General features: G+C 71.5%; 11 protein-coding genes. 5 read left to right on the top strand and 6 right to left on the bottom strand.

Annotation, left to right across the window (positions count from 1 at the left end):
* Window positions 1–48: 48 nt before the first annotated feature.
* The 4 genes from OG746_RS41810 to OG746_RS41795 all read right to left on the bottom strand — a co-directional run bounded on the left by OG746_RS41810 (window position 49) and on the right by OG746_RS41795 (window position 5,186).
* Complete coding sequence (locus OG746_RS41810; protein WP_266724320.1) at window positions 49–1,476, bottom strand: M1 family metallopeptidase; 1,428 nt, start codon at window positions 1,474–1,476, stop codon at window positions 49–51.
* Window positions 1,473–3,158 (bottom strand): type 2 periplasmic-binding domain-containing protein, encoded by a 1,686-nt coding sequence (locus OG746_RS41805; RefSeq protein WP_266724318.1) that lies wholly within the window; start codon window positions 3,156–3,158, stop codon window positions 1,473–1,475. The genes OG746_RS41810 and OG746_RS41805 overlap by 4 nt, the downstream gene beginning before the upstream one ends.
* A 113-nt stretch (window positions 3,159–3,271) precedes the next feature.
* A complete protein-coding gene (locus OG746_RS41800; RefSeq protein ID WP_266725733.1) occupies window positions 3,272–4,132 on the bottom strand; it encodes a carbohydrate ABC transporter permease in 861 nt (286 codons plus the stop codon).
* 94 nt (window positions 4,133–4,226) lie between these two features.
* Entirely contained in the window at window positions 4,227–5,186 is a 960-nt protein-coding gene (locus OG746_RS41795; protein WP_266724316.1) for an ABC transporter permease, read from the bottom strand.
* Window positions 5,187–5,532: 346 nt separating this feature from the next.
* On the opposite strand from OG746_RS41795, the gene OG746_RS41790 reads away from it, so the two are divergent.
* The 5 genes from OG746_RS41790 (at window position 5,533) to OG746_RS41770 (ending at window position 13,761) form a co-directional block, all read left to right on the top strand.
* Window positions 5,533–6,519, top strand: coding sequence for a hydroxyacid dehydrogenase (locus OG746_RS41790; RefSeq protein ID WP_443063243.1), 987 nt, complete (start codon window positions 5,533–5,535; stop codon window positions 6,517–6,519).
* 80 nt (window positions 6,520–6,599) lie between these two features.
* Entirely contained in the window at window positions 6,600–7,736 is a 1,137-nt protein-coding gene (locus tag OG746_RS41785; protein WP_266724313.1) for a LacI family DNA-binding transcriptional regulator, read from the top strand.
* Window positions 7,737–7,937: 201 nt separating this feature from the next.
* A complete protein-coding gene (locus tag OG746_RS41780) occupies window positions 7,938–9,317 on the top strand; it encodes a M60 family metallopeptidase (RefSeq protein WP_266724311.1) in 1,380 nt (459 codons plus the stop codon).
* A 21-nt stretch (window positions 9,318–9,338) separates the two neighbouring features.
* Window positions 9,339–11,732 (top strand): polysaccharide lyase 8 family protein, encoded by a 2,394-nt coding sequence (locus OG746_RS41775; RefSeq protein WP_266724309.1) that lies wholly within the window; start codon window positions 9,339–9,341, stop codon window positions 11,730–11,732.
* Window positions 11,733–11,808: 76 nt separating this feature from the next.
* Entirely contained in the window at window positions 11,809–13,761 is a 1,953-nt protein-coding gene (locus OG746_RS41770) for a DUF2264 domain-containing protein (protein WP_266724307.1), read from the top strand.
* An 85-nt stretch (window positions 13,762–13,846) separates the two neighbouring features.
* Here the strand turns inward: OG746_RS41770 and OG746_RS41765 are convergent, their stop codons facing one another.
* Both OG746_RS41765 and OG746_RS41760 read right to left on the bottom strand, forming a co-directional pair.
* Entirely contained in the window at window positions 13,847–15,325 is a 1,479-nt protein-coding gene (locus tag OG746_RS41765) for a M20/M25/M40 family metallo-hydrolase (RefSeq protein WP_266724306.1), read from the bottom strand.
* A complete protein-coding gene (locus tag OG746_RS41760) occupies window positions 15,318–16,382 on the bottom strand; it encodes an S-methyl thiohydantoin desulfurase domain-containing protein (protein WP_266724305.1) in 1,065 nt (354 codons plus the stop codon). The genes OG746_RS41765 and OG746_RS41760 overlap by 8 nt, the downstream gene beginning before the upstream one ends.
* Window positions 16,383–16,485 lie beyond the last annotated feature (103 nt).

Below are 16,485 nucleotides of genomic sequence, written 5' to 3'. Positions count from 1 at the left end.
GGGGTTCCGCCCCGGACCCCGCTCCTCAATCGCCGGAGGGGCTTAAAATCAGGCCATCGGCGGGTTCTTCGCCCCGAACAACCACTCCCGCAGGAACGGATCAACTCCCCGCTCCCCCGTCACGTCCACCGCGTGCCGGATGAAGTCCTCGCTGGTGACGGTCCGGTCTCGGAAGCGCCGCGGCCACAACCCCATCACCCGGTCGAACTTCCGCTGCCCCACGTGGAGTCGCAGTGCGTACAGCACGAGCGCGCCGCCGTCGTAGATGTTCGTTCCGCCGAGCGCCTTGGGCAGCCCCGGCGGCCCGTCACTCGCGCGTATCGCGTCCAGCTTCTCGTACGTGGTCTGCATCTTGTCGGCCATCCGCGACCACCCCCGTTCCTCGCTGTAGAGGGCCGCGTAGTACACCGCGGGCCCCTCGTTGAGCCAGGCCTGCTGCCAGTCGTGCGGGGTGACACTGTCGCCGAACCACTGGTGGGTCAGCTCGTGGACCATGGTGTTCTCGTACGTGGGGTGGCCGGCCGCGTCGTCCTTGAACCAGTTGGTGCCCATCAGGGTGAGCGTCGTGTTCTCGAGGGCGTCGGTGTACCCGTCGTAGATGTGGACGCCGTAGACGGAGAACGGGTACGGGCCGAACTTCGCCTCCAGCCACGCGAGATGGTCCGGTGTGCGGGCGACGATCGGCGCGTAGAAGTCCTCGCGGCCCTGCGGGACGATGTGCCGCAGCGGCAGCCCGGTGTGCGAACTGCCATACAGGTACGTGCCCTTGACCACGGCGATACCGAGCAGCTCCGTGGGCATCCGCTCGCGCAGCGCGAAGTGCCACACGGTGGAGCCGTCGCCGCGGTGGTCCTTGCCGGTCAACTCGCCGTTGGCCGCCGCGATGTAGCCCTTGGGCGCGGTGATGTGGAAGGCCCAGGTGGCCTTGTCGGACGGGGTGTCGTTGCACGGCAGGAACGTGTCCGCGCGCGAGGACTGCACGGCGGAGGCGAATCCGCCGTCCGTCCCGAAGCGCCATCCGGTGAGCCCGGCCCGTGGCGCCTTGCCGTTGCCGTGGTAGCGGACGGTGGTCGTGAACGGGGTGCCCTTGTGGATCGGTGCGGCCGGGGTGACGGTCAGTTCCTGGCCGGACTGGCCGAGGGTGAGGGCGGTGCGTGCCTGCCGTCCTTCGACCGTGACGGAGTCGATGGTGTGTCCGTCCGTGTCGAGGTTGAAGGCCGACAGGTCGTGGGTGGCCCGGGCGCGCAGGGTCACCGAGGCCGTGAAGTCGTAGGTGCCTGGGGTGAAGTCGAAGGTGAGGTCGTAGTGGTCGACCTGGTAGCCGCCGTTGCCGAGGGTGGGGAACAGCGGGTCGCCGACGCCGTCGGAGCCGGGTCGGGGGTCGAAGCCCGCGGCGTGCGCCGGGGCGCCGAACAGGGGGACGGCGACCGCCGCTCCGGTCGCGGCGGTGAGGAACGTGCGTCTGCTGGTGCTCACTTGGCCCCCTTCTTCCCGCCCTGCTCGGCGGCCTGCTTGAACTCGGCGCGGCACTTGTCGCCGCCCGCGTTGCGCCACTTCTTGACCAGGGCGTCGTACGACGAGAGCGGTTTGCGCCCGGTGACGAGGTCCTTCACGCCGTCGAGATGGATCGTGTACAGGCTGCCGAGGCCCTTGGAGTCCCAGGTGGGAGAGGTGTAGCCGCGGGTGGGGTCCTCGGCGAGCATCGGAATGAGCTTCGTGTACGCCTCGTGGGCGTAGCGGGCCGCCTCGGGGTGCGTGGCGCTGAAGAAGGCGGGGGCGGCCGAGGCCAGCTTGGTCCAGGGCACGGTGACGTCCTGCGTGCCCTGCTTGGTGAGGACGGGCGTGCCGTGTTTGTCGCGCTTGTAGTCGGTGCCCTCGACGCCGTAGTTCATGAGGGTGTACTCGAGCGAGCCGAAGGGCGCGGCGGCGAAGTCGGCGAGCCGCAGGATCTCCTCGACCCGGCCCCGGCTCGCCTTGGTGATGTGGCAGTTCTCCAGGGAGGGGTTGTCGCTCCAGGCGACCGCGTCCTTGCCGACCGGCACCATCGGGCGGACGTCGAAGGACTTGTCGATGGCACTCATCGCGTCGACGTACCCGGTGCCGGTGGTGAGGTAGGAGGGCATGCCGTCGTACACGTACGCGGCCTTGCCGTTCTTGAACAGGTCGGTGTACTGGGCCTTCTGGGCGCCCGACATCTGTACGGTGCCGGGGTAGAAGCAGCCCGCCTTGTACAGCTTGGCGGCCGTCTCGACGGCGTGCCGGTAGGCCTCGTCCTCCAACTGGTACGTCCACTTGCCGGACTTGGTGTCGTGCGTCCAGAAGTACTGGGCGCCGGCCGACATGGCGAGCAGGTTCGTGCCACTGCCCGCGAAGAAGTACTGCTTCTTCTTGGTGTCGGTCAGCTCCTTGGCCAGCTCGACGAGCCGCTCCAGGCTGTCGATCTCGTCGAGGCTGTCCACGCCCGCCTGCTTGAACAGGTCCGCGCGGTAGAAGCCGGCGCCGCCGCTGCCGGACCTGGCGATCGGGATGCCGTAGAGCTTCCCGCCGAAGATGGCCTCCTTCCAGGCGTACTCGGGGATCGCCGCCAGGTTGGGGTACTTCTTGACCTTGCCTCCGGCGAGGTGCGGGGTGAGGTCCGCGCACGTGGAGGCGAGGAAGGCCGCCTTGTTGTCGACGCCGCCGGTCTCCGGGTACATGAAGATGTCGGGCAGCTGGTCACCGGCGACCATCGTGGAGAATTTCGCCGGGTAGTCGTCGGCCGGCACCGCCGTGAAGTCGACCTTGGTTCCCAGCAGCTTCTCTATCTCCCGCCAGGCCGCATTCTTGCCGCGCTCCGGGGGCAGCGGGGCGAAGGTCTCGGTCACCGCGGTGATCTTCTTGGCTCCCTTGAGCGGGGTGCCCTTGGTGGCCCGGGCCATCTCGGTGGGGTACTTCAGGAACGCGGCGGGCACGCCCGCGACGGTGCCGGGCAGGTCGGCCTCGATGCCGATGTTGCGGATGGCCGTGGCCGGCAGCAGCTTGGCGCTCTTGGCCTCCGCCTTGGCGGCCGTGCCGCCGTCGCCGCACGCGGCGAGCAGGGGCGCGGCGGCGACGCCGAGCCCGGCGCCGACACCCCAGCGGAGCATGGTGCGGCGGTTCATGGTCGTGGTGCCGGGCATGCGAAGTCTCCTCAACGTGAAGGGGCACACGGAAGTCGGGGGGGGTGGCGGCCGGTGTGCGGGCCCTGGGGTCGCGGCGCAGACGGGAGTTCGACGACAGCCCCAGGGCCTTCTCAGCCCTTGACGGCGCCGGTGAGGACGCCCTTGGTGAAGTAGCGCTGGAGGAACGGGTAGACGAGCAGGATCGGCACGACCGCGATCACGAGCACGGCCATCTGCACGGCCTGCTGCGGGGCTATCGCCTCACCGGCCGCGGCCGTGTCGAGGTTCTGTCCCTGGAGGATGAAGGTGCGCAGCACCATGGGCAGCGGCCACTTGTCGTTGTCGCCGAGGTAGAGCAGGGCGTTGAAGTACGCGTTCCAGTAGGCGACCGCGTAGAAGAGGCCGACGACGGCGATGACCGCCTTCGACAGGGGCAGCACGACCTGTATCAGGGTGCGGAAGTCGCCCGCGCCGTCGACCTTCGCGGCGTCGTACAGCTCCTCCGGCAGGTTCATGAAGAACGCCCGCATCACCACGAGATTGAAGGCGCTGACCATGGTCGGCAGGACCAGGGCGGCGAAGGTGTTGTAGAGGCCGAGCTCCTTGACCAGCAGGAAGTTGGGGATGACGCCCGCGTTGAACAGCATCGTGAACAGGGCGGTCATCAGCAGGAAGCGGCCTCCGACGATGCCGCGCCGCGACAGGCCGTACGCCATGCCGATGGTGGCGAGCAGGCTGCAGACGGTGCCCGCGAGGGTGACCGCGATGCTCACGAACAGGGCGCGGGTGACCCGGCCCCCGGTGAAGGCCGTGCGGTAGGCGTCGAGGTTGGGGTGGTCGGGCCACAGGACGAGCCCGTTGGCGTGGATGATGTCGGTCTGCGAGGCGAAGCTCGTCCCGATCACACCGAGCAGCGGGTACGCGACGAGGGCCACGACGACGACCAGGGCGAGGCCCTTGAGGGCGAGTCCCACCCTGGTGGGGCGCTCCATCCAGGGCGGGCGGGCCCCCGAAGGACGGAGTTCGCCGGGTCCGGCGTCCGGTGCGGCGGGCGTGGCCTTGCGGCGCGTCCCCACCGCGGTCGTCTCAGCGGTCAGCACCTCTGTACACCCCTTCATGTCCGAGCCGGTGGGCGAACTTGTTGGCGCCGATGACCAGGGCCGTGCCGATGACCGCCTTCACCAGACCGACGGCGGCCGCGGTGCCCCACTGGTTGTCCTTGATGCCGTGGAAGTAGACGTAGGTATCGAGCACTTCGCCGGCGCCCGGGCCGACGGCGTCGCGCTGCAGCAGGATCTGTTCGAAACCGACCGTGAGAATGTTGCCGAGGTTGAGGATCAGCAGCAGTACGAGCACCGGGGCGAGGCCGGGCAGCGTCACGTGCCAGAACCGGCGCCGGCGCGCGGCGCCGTCCATGGCAGCCGCCTCGTACAGGCCGCGGTCGATGTTCAGGAGCGCGGCGAGGATGATGATGGTGCCCCAGCCGGCGTCCTTCCACATGACCTGCAGCGCGAGCAGCCAGGGGAAGGCATTCGGGTCGGTCATCATGTCGTAGTGCGGCAGGCCGACCGCTTCCAGCAGGTCCGGGACCGCCCCCGCGCCACCGAGGATCTGCTGGAAGATCGAGACGATGATGACCCAGCCGATGAAGTGCGGCAGGTAGACGACGCTCTGCACGAAGCGCCGCAGCTTGTCGCTGACGATGCTGCTGAGCAGCATCGCGAGCCCGATCGGCACCGGGAAGAACAGGACCAGTTGGACGAGCGCGATCTCCAGCGTGTTCGCGGTCGCCGACCAGAAGTCGGGGTCGGCGAAGGCGCTCGCGAAGTTGGCGAAGCCGGTCCAGGCGCTGTGCATGTAGCCCAGATAGGGCTGGTAGTCCTGGAAGGCCACCATGTAGCCGAGCAGCGGCACGTAGTGGAACACCACGAAGTACAGGAAGCCGGGCAGGCAGAGCAGCAGCATCACCTTGTCGCGCTTGACGCGCTGCCACAGGGTTCTGCGGATGGTGCCGGGCACGGCTGAGGGTGGCGCGGAAGCAGTCATGGGGCGGTCCTGTTCGGCCGGGTGACGCAAGAACTGCGTTACTGCGGCGGCAAGTTAGTAAGCGTTTAACCCTGCCGTCAATAGATCCGGGCAAGCGCTGCATGTCGATGGCCCTCCAATACGAGCGTTCTGCGCGGGATTTGAGTCTCTGACCTGCCAACTCACGGACTGGGTCTGGCTTTTGGGTTGACGGTCGTACGGCAGTGTCCTTAGCGTGCGGTCACCTGATAGAACACGTTTACTGTCCGGAGGCAGGGTGCGTACCACTGACGAGGTGTCGACCGGGGCCGAGGCTTCGGCCATCGGCACCACACCGCCCCCGCGGCGGCCCCGTACGGTTCTGGCGATGCACTCCTCGGTCGTCGACGACGTCTTCCCACCCGCCGTACGGGTCCGGCTCGAGGACACGGCCGACATCCGGCCGCCGCACGTCCTGCGCGAGTTCACCAGCCCACAGGCGCGCGCCGCGCTCGCCGAGTGCGAGGTGCTGCTCACCGGCTGGGGCTGCCCGCCCATCGACACCACCGTGCTCGACGGCGCGCCCCGGCTGCGCGCGGTCATCCACGCGGCCGGCACCGTCAAGCCGTTCCTGGGGCGGGAGGCCTACGAGCGCGGTATCGCGGTGTCGTCGGCCGCCGCCGCCAATGCCGTGCCGGTCGCCGAGTTCACCCTCGCGGCGATCATCATGGGCGCCAAGCGGGCCTTCCCGCTCGCCCATCTCTTCCGCACACGGCGCACCCACCGCACCGATGCCGACCTGGACCGGCACCACTGGCTCGGCACCCGCGGCCTCACCGTCGGGGTCGTCGGCGCCTCGCACGTCGGCCGCCGGGTGGTGCGGCTGCTGCGCTCGCTCGACGTCGAGGTCCTCCTGTACGACCCGTACATCGAGGACACCGAGGCCGTCCTGCTCGGCGTCACCCGCACCGACCTGGACACCCTGCTCACCGCGAGCGACGTGGTCACCCTGCACGCGCCCGACACCGACGAGACCCGGCAGCTGCTCGACGCCCGCCGCCTGGACCTGTTGCGTCCCGGCACCCTGCTGGTCAACACCGCGCGCGGGCCCCTCGTGGACACCGAGGCCCTGGTCGAGCACCTGGTCAGCGGGCGGATCGACGCCGTGCTCGATGTGACGGACCCGGAGCCGCTGCCCGCCGACCATCCGCTGTGGGACCTGCCCAACGTCCTCATCACGCCGCACATGGCGGGCGCCCAGGGCAACGAGGTGGGGCGGCTCGGCGCGCTCGCCGTCGACGAGCTCACCCGGTACGCGCACGGCGCTCCACTCGACCACCCCGTCCGCCTCGACGACTTGGAGCACATCGCGTGACCGGGCCCACCCCGCACGGCATAAGCTCTGGGGCGGGCGGAGCAGCGACGGCACGGCAGGATCACCAGGGGGTGGGCCGGATGGCCCGGCAACGATCGACGGCGCCCGGCGGCTCCGGTCACCGGGAGCGGCGCCGCGCGACGGTGGTCGACGTCGCCAAGCACGCCGGTGTCTCCACGGCCACCGTCTCCCGCGTGATGAACCGCAACTACCCGGTCGCCGCGGCCACCCGCGAGCGCGTCGAAGCGGCGGCGCGCGAGCTGGGTTACGTGGCCAACGCCCATGCCCGCGCCCTCGCCGGCAGTTCGGGGCGCACGGTCGGCATCATCGTGAGCGAACTGATCGACCCGTTCTACGCGTACATCGCGCGCGGCGTCGAACGCGAGGCGACCGCGGGCGACCGGCTGTGTCTGGTGTGCTGTACGCAGGGCGATCCGCAGCGCGAGCTGGCCTTCATCGAGCTGATGCACGAGCGTCGGGCGGACGCGGTGGTGCTGGTCGGCGGGAGCGTCGACGATCCCGACTACCGCGCGGAACTCTCGCGCAGGGCCCACGAGTTGGCCTCGGACGGCGCCAAGCTCGTACTGTGCGGGCGCCCCTCGCTCGGCGTGGGTGTGCCCACGGTGGACGTGGAGTACGACAACGAGGGCGGCGCGTTCGCCATCACCGACCATCTGATCACCCGGGGGCACCGGCGGATCCTCTACCTGGGCGGCCCGCCCGCGCTGTCGACGGCGCGCGACCGGCTCGCCGGGCACCGGCGCGCGCTCGAGCTGCGCGGCATCGACCGCGTCCCCGAGCTGGAGCAGCCGGGCGCCTTCGGCCGGTCCTTCGGCTACCGACGCATGAGCGAACTGCTGCGGGACGGACCGGAGTTCACGGCGGTCTTCGCGGCCAACGACATCGTCGCCGCCGGGGCCGCGCAGGCGCTGGAGGAGGCCGGGCTTCGGGTACCGGAGGACGTGTCGCTGGTCGGCTACGACGACATTCCGGTGGCCCAGGAACTGCGGCCGCGCCTGACCACGGTCCGCATCCCGCTGGAGGAGATGGGCCGACAGGCCGTGCGGGTCGCCCTGAACGGCGGGGACGAGGACGACTGGCGCGCCCCCACGACCGGCACGCTGCGTCTGGGCACGCACATCGTGGTCCGTGACTCCGTGGCACCCCCGGCGGCGGCGCGTGGCCGCGGGAGAAGCGGGAGCCGTCGGCAGGCCTGAGCCGCAGCCGTCGCCGTACCGCAGCACCCCGCACGGTTGCGCAATCCTGCTTGATTCAGGGCTTCTTGACGTAGTAACGAGCAGAAAATCGCTCCAGCACCTTGCCACCCGGCAGCAAACGCTTACATGCTGGCGCCCAGTTCGCACGCACCACGTCCCGCTCATCCTTCCGACGTCCTTCGTCTCCTGGGGAGTCCCTGCATGCGCCCTGCCGACACGTCCTCCCACGTCCACGCCGCCGCCGGCCACCCCGACGCGCGCCCCGGGCCCGGGCGGCGCACGGTGCTCACCGCGCTGGCCGGTGCCGGAGCCGCCGGCGGCCTCGCGCTCACCCTCGGCACGGGCTCCGCGCAGGCCGCCGCCTCCACGACCGCGCGGCTGACCGCCCGCCCGTCGGCCGAGGCCGAACGGCTGCGCCTCGGACAGGCCCTGCGCGCCTCCGAGTTCCAGCCGACGGGCCGCCATGTCGCGGCGGGCATCCCGCTGCGCCTGGACGTGCAGCCCAACGACGGCGTACTGCCCACCGTGTGGATCGGCCGGTGGGACTACTACGCCACCCTGACCGCTCCGCGGAGCTACCCACTCAAGGCCGGCGCCAACACGGTCACCGACCCGCACGGCGGCCCCGTCTACTTCTCCCTGGAGGGCAACGGGGAGAGAGCCACGGTGGCGTTCAAGAGCGGCAGCACACCCATGCCGGTCTTCACCCTCGGAAGCACCGAAGAGGCCGACTTCCAGAGCCAGTTGGACACCTTGACGGATGTGCCGGTCGTGGAGCTGCACGGCCCGCGCTCGATCGTGACGCTGACCCGCGAGGGCGCCCTGCTGTACCGCGACGAGAGCCACGCGGAGCTGCTGCGCCTCCTTGAGGAGATCATCGACGCGGAGTCGGCGATCAGCGGTCTCGACGGCTCCAAGCCCGTGCATCGGCCCAAGGCGGGCGGCTACCACTTCACCGAGGTGTCGGTGGTGCCGTCCGGCGTCGGCGCGTACGCCACCCACGGCTACAACGGCTTCCCGCGCGCGTACCTCGACCGGGCCACGACGGTGCAGGGGCTGCGCACCCGTGGCTGGGGGCTCTACCACGAACTCGGCCATCTGCATCAGCAGTTCGCGTACAAGCCCGCCGCGATGACCGAGGTCACCGTGAACATCTACTCCCTGGCCGTGCAGCGAGCCCTGGGGCAGCCGTCCAATCTGCTGACCGCCGACCCGGCGACGGGGCTCAACCCCTTCCAGTCGGCCCGCGCCAAGTTCGGCACGGACGGGCTCACGTACGAGAAGTCCTTCGGGGCGTACGAGAAGCTGGTTCCGCTGCGGCAGTTGGAGCTGGCGTTCGGCGACTCGTTCTGGCCGCGGCTTCACCGGCTGGTGCGCGAGGAGAACCCGCAGTCGGACTCCTCGGACTCCGCAGGGCGCTACCGGGCCCTCGCCCTCTACGCGAGCCGCGTCGCGGAGCGCGATCTCACCGACTTCTTCGTCACCACTTGGGCCTTCCCGATCGACGCGCAGGGGCGCGCGGAACTCGCCGCGCTCGGGCTGCCGAAGCCGTCCGTCGACCCGGCCACGCTGACCGACTGAACCGAAGGGCGAACACCGACCATGCAGCTGACCAGACGACGCACCCTCGCCCTCATGGGAACGGGCGCCGTGGCGACGACACTTCCCCTCGGTCTCGGCGCCATGTCGGCCGCCGCGGCCGAGGACCCCTACGAGCCGCTGCTCGCGCGGGCGGCCCAACAGCTCACCGGCGGCGAGGTCGACCCGGGAGACCCGGATGTCGCCGCCGCGCTGGCCGCCCTGGACAAGCAGGCCGCCGACTGGTGGCAGAAGCTCGACCGCTCCGCGGGACGCAATGCCCTGTGGTCCGATCTGGCGCCGGCCTCCGACCCAGGCATGTTCGGCCAGAGCTACACACGGCTGCGCACCATCACCACGGCGTGGGCGACCCCCGGCACCTCCCTCACCGACGACACCACCGTGCGCGAGGCGCTTCTCGACGCGCTGCGTTTCCTGCGCACCGCCGGCTACAACGACTCGCGCTCCGAATCGGGCAACTGGTGGTTCTGGGAGATAGGCGCACCGCGTGCGCTGCTCGACACCTGTGTGCTGCTGCGCGCCCACCTCCCCGCCGAGGATCTGTCCGCTTACCTCAAGACGGTCGCCAAGTTCGTCCCCGACGCGGACAGGCGCACCAACTCCCCCACGCTGGCGGAGACGGGCGCCAACCGGGCGGACAAGGCCGTCATCGTCGCCCTGCGCGGCCTGCTCGCCGGCGATCCGGACGTCGTCGCGCTGGCCCGCGACGGTCTCTCGGACGTGCGCGACGACGGCAAGAACAGCCTCTTCCAGTACGTCACCTCGGGCGACGGCTTCTACGAGGACGGCTCCTTCGTCCAGCACTCCTCGGTCGCCTACACCGGTACCTACGGCGGCGTCCTGCTCGGCAGCGCGGGCCAGCTGATCGCGCTGCTCGCCGACTCCCAGTGGTCCGTCACCGACCCGGCGGTGACGGTGCTGTACGAGGCGGTCGAGCGCTCCTTCGTGCCCGTGCTCCTCGACGGCGTGATGATGGACGCGCTGCGTGGCCGCGCCATCTCGCGCGAACGCGCCCGCGACCACACGGACGGGGCGGCCACCGCCTCGTACATCCTCCAACTGGCGGACGGCGCACCGCAGTCGTACGCGGACCGCTGGCGCTCGGCCGTCAAGGGCTGGATCCTGCGCAACCGGGACACCCCGTACCTGCGGCTCGTCGGCGTCCCCGCCCTGGCCCGCGCGAAGGCCCTGATGGCGGATACGGCGGTGCGCCCCGCGGAGCGGGTCACCGGCCATCACGTGTTCGCCGACATGGACCGGGTCGTGCACCGGCGGCCCGGCTGGTCGTGCACCCTGTCCCTGTCCTCCAAGCGCATCGCGGCGTACGAGGCGGGCAACGGCGAGAACCTGCACGGCTGGTACACCGGCGACGGCATGACGTACCTGTACGACGGCGACGACCTCGACGCCTTCGGTGACGACTTCTGGCCGACGGTGAACCCCTACCGGCTGCCGGGAACCACCGTGGACACCCGCACACGGGCCGACCTCGGCACCGCCCCGGGAACCGACACCTTCCGCCCGAAGAACGCGGTCGCGGGCGGCGCGGTGCTCGATGGCCAGTACGGCGCGGCGGCGATGGAGCTGATCGCCGACGGGTCGACGCTGCGCGCCAAGAAGGCGTGGTTCTTCCTCGACAACGCGGTCGTCGCGCTGGGCGCCGGCATCACCGCGGGCGACGGCCGCACCGTCGAGACCGTCGTGGAGAACCGGAACCTGCACGCCGACGGCGCTCCCCGGCTCACCGTCGACGACCGCCCGCAGCCCGGTGAGCAGGGCTGGTCGGCGCGGCTCACCGACGCGCGCTGGGCACACCTGGAGGGAACGGGAGGCTACGTCTTCCCGGCCGGCGGCCCCCTGCGTGCACTGCGCGAGGAACGCACCGGGGCCTGGCGCTCCCTCAACACCGGCGCGGACACCGGCGGTTCCACCACCCCGGTCACCCGGCGCTACGCCACCCTCTGGTTCGATCACGGCCCCTCCCCCGAATCCGCTTCCTACGCCTACGTCCTGCTCCCCGGCGCGACGGCCGCCGCGACCGCCACGTGGTCCCGCTCCGCCCCGGTGCGCGTCATCACGAACAGCGCGACCGTCCAGGCCGTCGAATCACCCCGGCTCGGGCTGCTCGCCGCGCACTTCTGGGCGGCGGGATCCGTCGACGGGCTGCGCGCCGACGGCCCGGGCACCGTGCTCGTCCGCCGCCGGGACGACGGCATCACCGTCGCCGTGTCCGACCCCGGCCGCACCGGGACCACCCTGTCCGTCGAACTCCCCTTCGCCGTGCGCCACGTGGTCCGCGCCGACGACACGGTCTCCGTCACGCCGGGCCGTCGCCCGGTGGTCACGGTGCGCATCGCGGGCTCGCGCGGCCATACGCACACCGCCGACCTCGCGTAGCGGAGCCCGTACAGAAACCCGCACAGCAGCCAGCCCACCTCCCCGCCCGCCCCGACCGAGGAGCCGTCGAGCCACCATGCCCGCCCCGTACCTCTCCCTGCCGCCGACCGACCGCGTCCGCTCCCCGCTGACGGGGTGGACCCGGGCACACTGGGAGGCCCTCGCCGACCGGCAGTTGGCGGCGCTGGCCCCTTTCGCGACACCGGGGTTCGCGCAGTACCGGCTTCCCGGGCGGGGCAGCTGGTCCGGGGTGGTGCTGGACGGGCTCGAAGGGTTCGCTCGGACATTTCTGCTGGCCTCATTTCGGATCGCGGGCGCGGGCAAGGACACGACGGGGACGGCGGACGGGACCGAAGCCCCGGCCGTCTCCCACCTGATCGAAAGGTATACGCAGGGTCTGACAACGGGCACGGACCGTGACCACGCGGAGGCCTGGCCCGAACTCACTGACTGCTCCCAGCAGATGGTGGAGGCCGCCTCGATCGCGATCGGCCTGCACGAGACCCGCCCCTGGATCTGGGACCGGCTCGACAGCCGGGTCCAGGAACGCGTGGTCGACTGGCTCTCGGGCTTCGTTGGTGCCCGCACGTGGGACAACAACTGGCGCCTGTTCCAGGTGGTGTCGGAGCAGTTCCTGGCCTCGGTCGGCGCCCCGTACAGCCAGAGCGACATCGACGGCGGACTCGACCGGATCGAGGACTGGTACGTCGGCGACGGCTGGTACAGCGACGGCGACGGCCGCAACTTCGACTACTACGTCGGCTGGGCTCTGCACCTGTACCCGCTGCTGTGGGCGAGGATCGCGGGCCCGGACAGCGACGATGGCCGCGCGAAGACCTACCGCGAACGGCTCTCCCTGTTCCTGGAGACGTACCCGCAGTTCTTCGGCGCGGACGGCGCACCCGTGCACCAGGGGCGTTCCCTGACCTACCGCATGGCGGCGACGGCGCCCGTCTGGCTGGGCGCGCTCGCCGACTGCACACCCCTCGCGCCGGGCCTGACACGCCGGCTGGCATCGGGCACGGCACGCCACTTCACCGAGCGCGGTGTACCGGACGAGCGGGGACTCCAGCCCCTGGGTTGGTACGGCCCGCACCTGCCGACCACCCAGCCGTACTCGGGGCCGGCCTCACCGTACTGGTCGAGCAAGGGCTTCCTGGGACTCCTCCTGCCCGCCGAGCACCCGGTGTGGACCGACCGCGAGCTCCCCCTGCCCGTGGAGCGGGACACGCAGTACACCGCCCTTCCCGCACCGGGCTGGCTGCTGCACGGCACCCCGCACGACGGCATCGTCCGCCTGGTCAACCACGGCAGCGACCACAACCCGCTCGAAGGACCGGCCGACGACGATCCGCACTACGCCAAGCTCGCCTACTCCACCGCGACCGCACCCGAGTCCGCCCCGCACGCCTGGTCCCGCACCGTCGACAACCACATCGCGCTGCTCACCCCGGACGGCACGCCTTCGCGCCGCCGCCGCATCCACCCCCTCACGTGCGAGGGACACCGTGCGTCCTCCCGTCACCACGCTCAACTCCCGGACAGTGACACACAGTTCCCGATCGAGTCGACGAGTGTGCTGCACGGCCCGTGGGAGCTGCGGGTGCACCGGGTGCAGGCCCCGGCGGGCGTCACCGTCCGCGAGGGCGGGCACGCGGTCGCCGATTCCGTGCGACCGCACACCGACCAGGGGCCGGGCTGGGCGCTGACCCGCACGGAATCGGGGCTGACGAGCGCGGTGGTCGCCCTGCACGGCTGGGACACGGAGGCCGGGATCGCCCGCGAGGTGGCGGCGAACGCCTTCGGCCCCCACTCGGCGACCCCGTATCTGCGCTCCCTCCCCCACCCGGGCGACACCACCGTCCACGTAACCCTGGTGGCCCTCACGCGCGACGCGGTGCACCCGCGGGCGCTGCGGGAGGCGATCGAGTGCACGGTGGACGCGGCGGGCACGGTCGCGGTCACGTTCCCGGACGGTGAGGTGGTGAGGGTGACACCTCACTCGAGCCGGCGAGCGGCGGCCTCATAGGTGGTGTCGGAGGCGCTGTTGAACGCGATGGCCGCGGCGGGCGCGTATCGCCTGACCAAGTTGACGATCCGCGCCCGCCCGGGCCTCAGCCCGCAGCGCCACCCGCCCGCAGCGCGAACGCGTTCACCGCCAGCGACAGGCACGCCGTCAACCGCTGGCCGTACGGCACGTGCAACGACTCGTTCGGGCCGTGGGCGTTCGCGCCCGGGCCGAGGACTCCGCAGGCGAGGAACTGGGCCTCGGGGAACTGCCGGCTCAGTTGGCCCATCAGCGGGATCGTGCCGCCCTGGCCGATGCGGGCCGCGTCCGCCCCGTCGAAGCAGGCGCGGCTCGCGGCGGAGAGCGCCTCGCGGAGCCAGGGGCGCTCGGGCGGGGCGTGCCAGCCGTCGGCCAGGACCCGGTCGGGTGTGAAGCGGACGGACGCGCCGTGCGGGGGCGCCTCCTCCAGGAGGCGTGCCACCTCCGCGAGCGCCTTCGCGCTGTCCGCCAACGGGGGCAGTCGGAACGAGAGTTTGACGCTGGTGTGTGGGCGCAGCACATTGCCGGCGGACGCGACCGGCGGCAGCCCGTCCGCGCCGGTGACCGCCAGGCTCGGGCGCCAGGCGCGGGCGAGCAGCAGTTCCTCGGGATCGTGCGTGACGGGTCCTGTGCGGTGGCCGGTCTCGTCCTCGTGCCAGTCGAAGCGCTGCCAGACCTGGTCGCCGAGGAGGGCCGCCGCCTCTGTGACCTGGGCGCGGCGCTCGTCGGGCACCTCGCAGTGCAGTTCTTCCACCCGCAGCTCGCCTGTCCCGCTGTTCTCGACGCGGTCCAGCAGGTGGCGCAGGACGCGGAACGTCGACGGCACGACACCGCCCGCGTCCCCGGAGTGCGCGCCGTCGTCGAGCACGCGCACGTCGAGCGTGCCACCGCAGTGGCCGCGCAACGACGTCACGAGCCACAGCCGTTCGTAGTCGCCCGCGCCGGAGTCCAGGCACACCACCAGGCCGACCTCCCCGATGCGCGGGGCCAGTTCGGCGAACCAGTGGTCGAGGTCGGGGCTGCCCGACTCCTCGCCCGCCTCGAAGACGCCGACGCAGCGTGGGCGGGCCGCGCCCTGTGCGGCGAGGGCCCGTACGGCGGTCAGGGCGGCGGGCAGCGCGTAGCCGTCGTCGGCGCCGCCGCGGCCGAACAGCCGGGTGCCGTCGAAGACCGGTTCCCACGCCGACAGGCCCTCGGCCCAGCCGTCGCCCTCGGGCTGCTTGTCGAGGTGACCGTAGAAGAGGACGGTTTCCTCTGCGGTCGAGTCGTGGCCGGGGATCTCGAAGAAGACGAGCGGCGTACGTCCCTGCGCGCGCAGTACCTCGACCCGCAGGCCCGGCAGGTCCTCCACGGAGCGCAGCCACGCCGCCGCGGCCTCCACGGCCCGGTCCAGGAATCCGTGGGACTCCCACTGCGGGTCGTACGCCGGGCTGACCGCCGGAACGCGGATGTGTTCCCGGACCAGCGGGAGCACCTCCTCGTCCCAGCGCGTCGCGCAGAAGTCCCGTACGAGGGCGGCGTCCGCGGCGCGTACCGGCTCAGGCATCGGCGAGCGCCTTCGCCGCCGGGGCGAACGGGAAGCCGAGCAGGTCCTCGATCGGCGCGTACAGCTCGGGCGTGTGCATCGTGGAGGAGAGCAGCAGGTTCGCCGCCGGGGCCACCAGGACGGAGACCTCCTTGCCGACCTCGACGTCGGCGGAGGCGAGCGGCTGCCCGGCCGCGTCGAACGTCGTGATCAGGTCGGGGAACGCGGCCTTGCGCTCGCCGCCCGCCTCGAAGGTCATGTACTCGTTGACGAAGTGCAGCTCCGTGCCCGCCGCGTCGTCCAGGATCGCGACGCCGATGTCCAGGCCCTCTCGCTGCTCGCAGCGGTACTCGCGGACCGTGCCGGTCACCGCTATCTCACCGCCGAGGTGCGCGGCCGCGCCCGTCGGTCCTTCCGCCAGGAAGCGACGGCCGAGCTCGATCGCGAAGCCGATGGCTCCCGGGGCGCCGGCCTGCGTCGCGTAGCCGACCTCGACCGGGTTGCGGGCGACGCCCACCCAGCCGCCCGCCTCGACGGAGGCGCGGCGGACAACGTTCGAAGTGGCGTCGAGGGTGCCGGTGACGGCGCCCTCGACGTACGTGTGCGGCTTGCCGCCCGCGTAGCCCTGGTAGGAGCGGTAGCCCTCGCGCGCGTGCAGGCCCATCGCGCCCATCTGGCTGGAGGGGTGGGCGCGGCCGTTGCAGGCCAGGTCGATGACGGGCAGGCCGGTCATGGCGGAGTGGAACCAGCCGTTGATGGTGGTCTCGGCGCCGTTCTCGTTGGTGTGGATGGCGACGAGCGGGCTCGGCAGGTCGCGGCGCAGCAGTTCGAGGGCGCGCAGCAGGTGCGTGGGCAGCACCTGCGGGTCGGGCGCGGCGGGGGCTCCGACCAGGGCGACGGTCGCGGTCAGGGCGTCGTCGGCGAACTCGTCCGCGCTCCACAGCTCGGGCGTGCCCACCTGAAGGGCCAGTTCGGCGGTGCGCAGGCCCCGCTCGACGAATCCGCCGCCTCCGCCGCCGAGCACGGCGCCTCCGTAGACGGCTGCCTTGAGGTCGTCGTGCGTCAACTGTCGCTTCACAGGGGTCTCCTGGGTGGTTCTCGGTGTACGGGTGGTACGAGCGGTGCAAGTGCTACGAGTCGTGCGGAAATGACGAGTGGTGCGAGGGCGGGCGTGGCGGCGC

Source organism: Streptomyces sp. NBC_01016, from assembly GCF_026341035.1.
In the GTDB taxonomy this organism is placed as follows: Bacteria; Actinomycetota; Actinomycetes; order Streptomycetales; family Streptomycetaceae; genus Streptomyces.
This window is presented reverse-complemented; position numbering and strand designations above follow the sequence as displayed.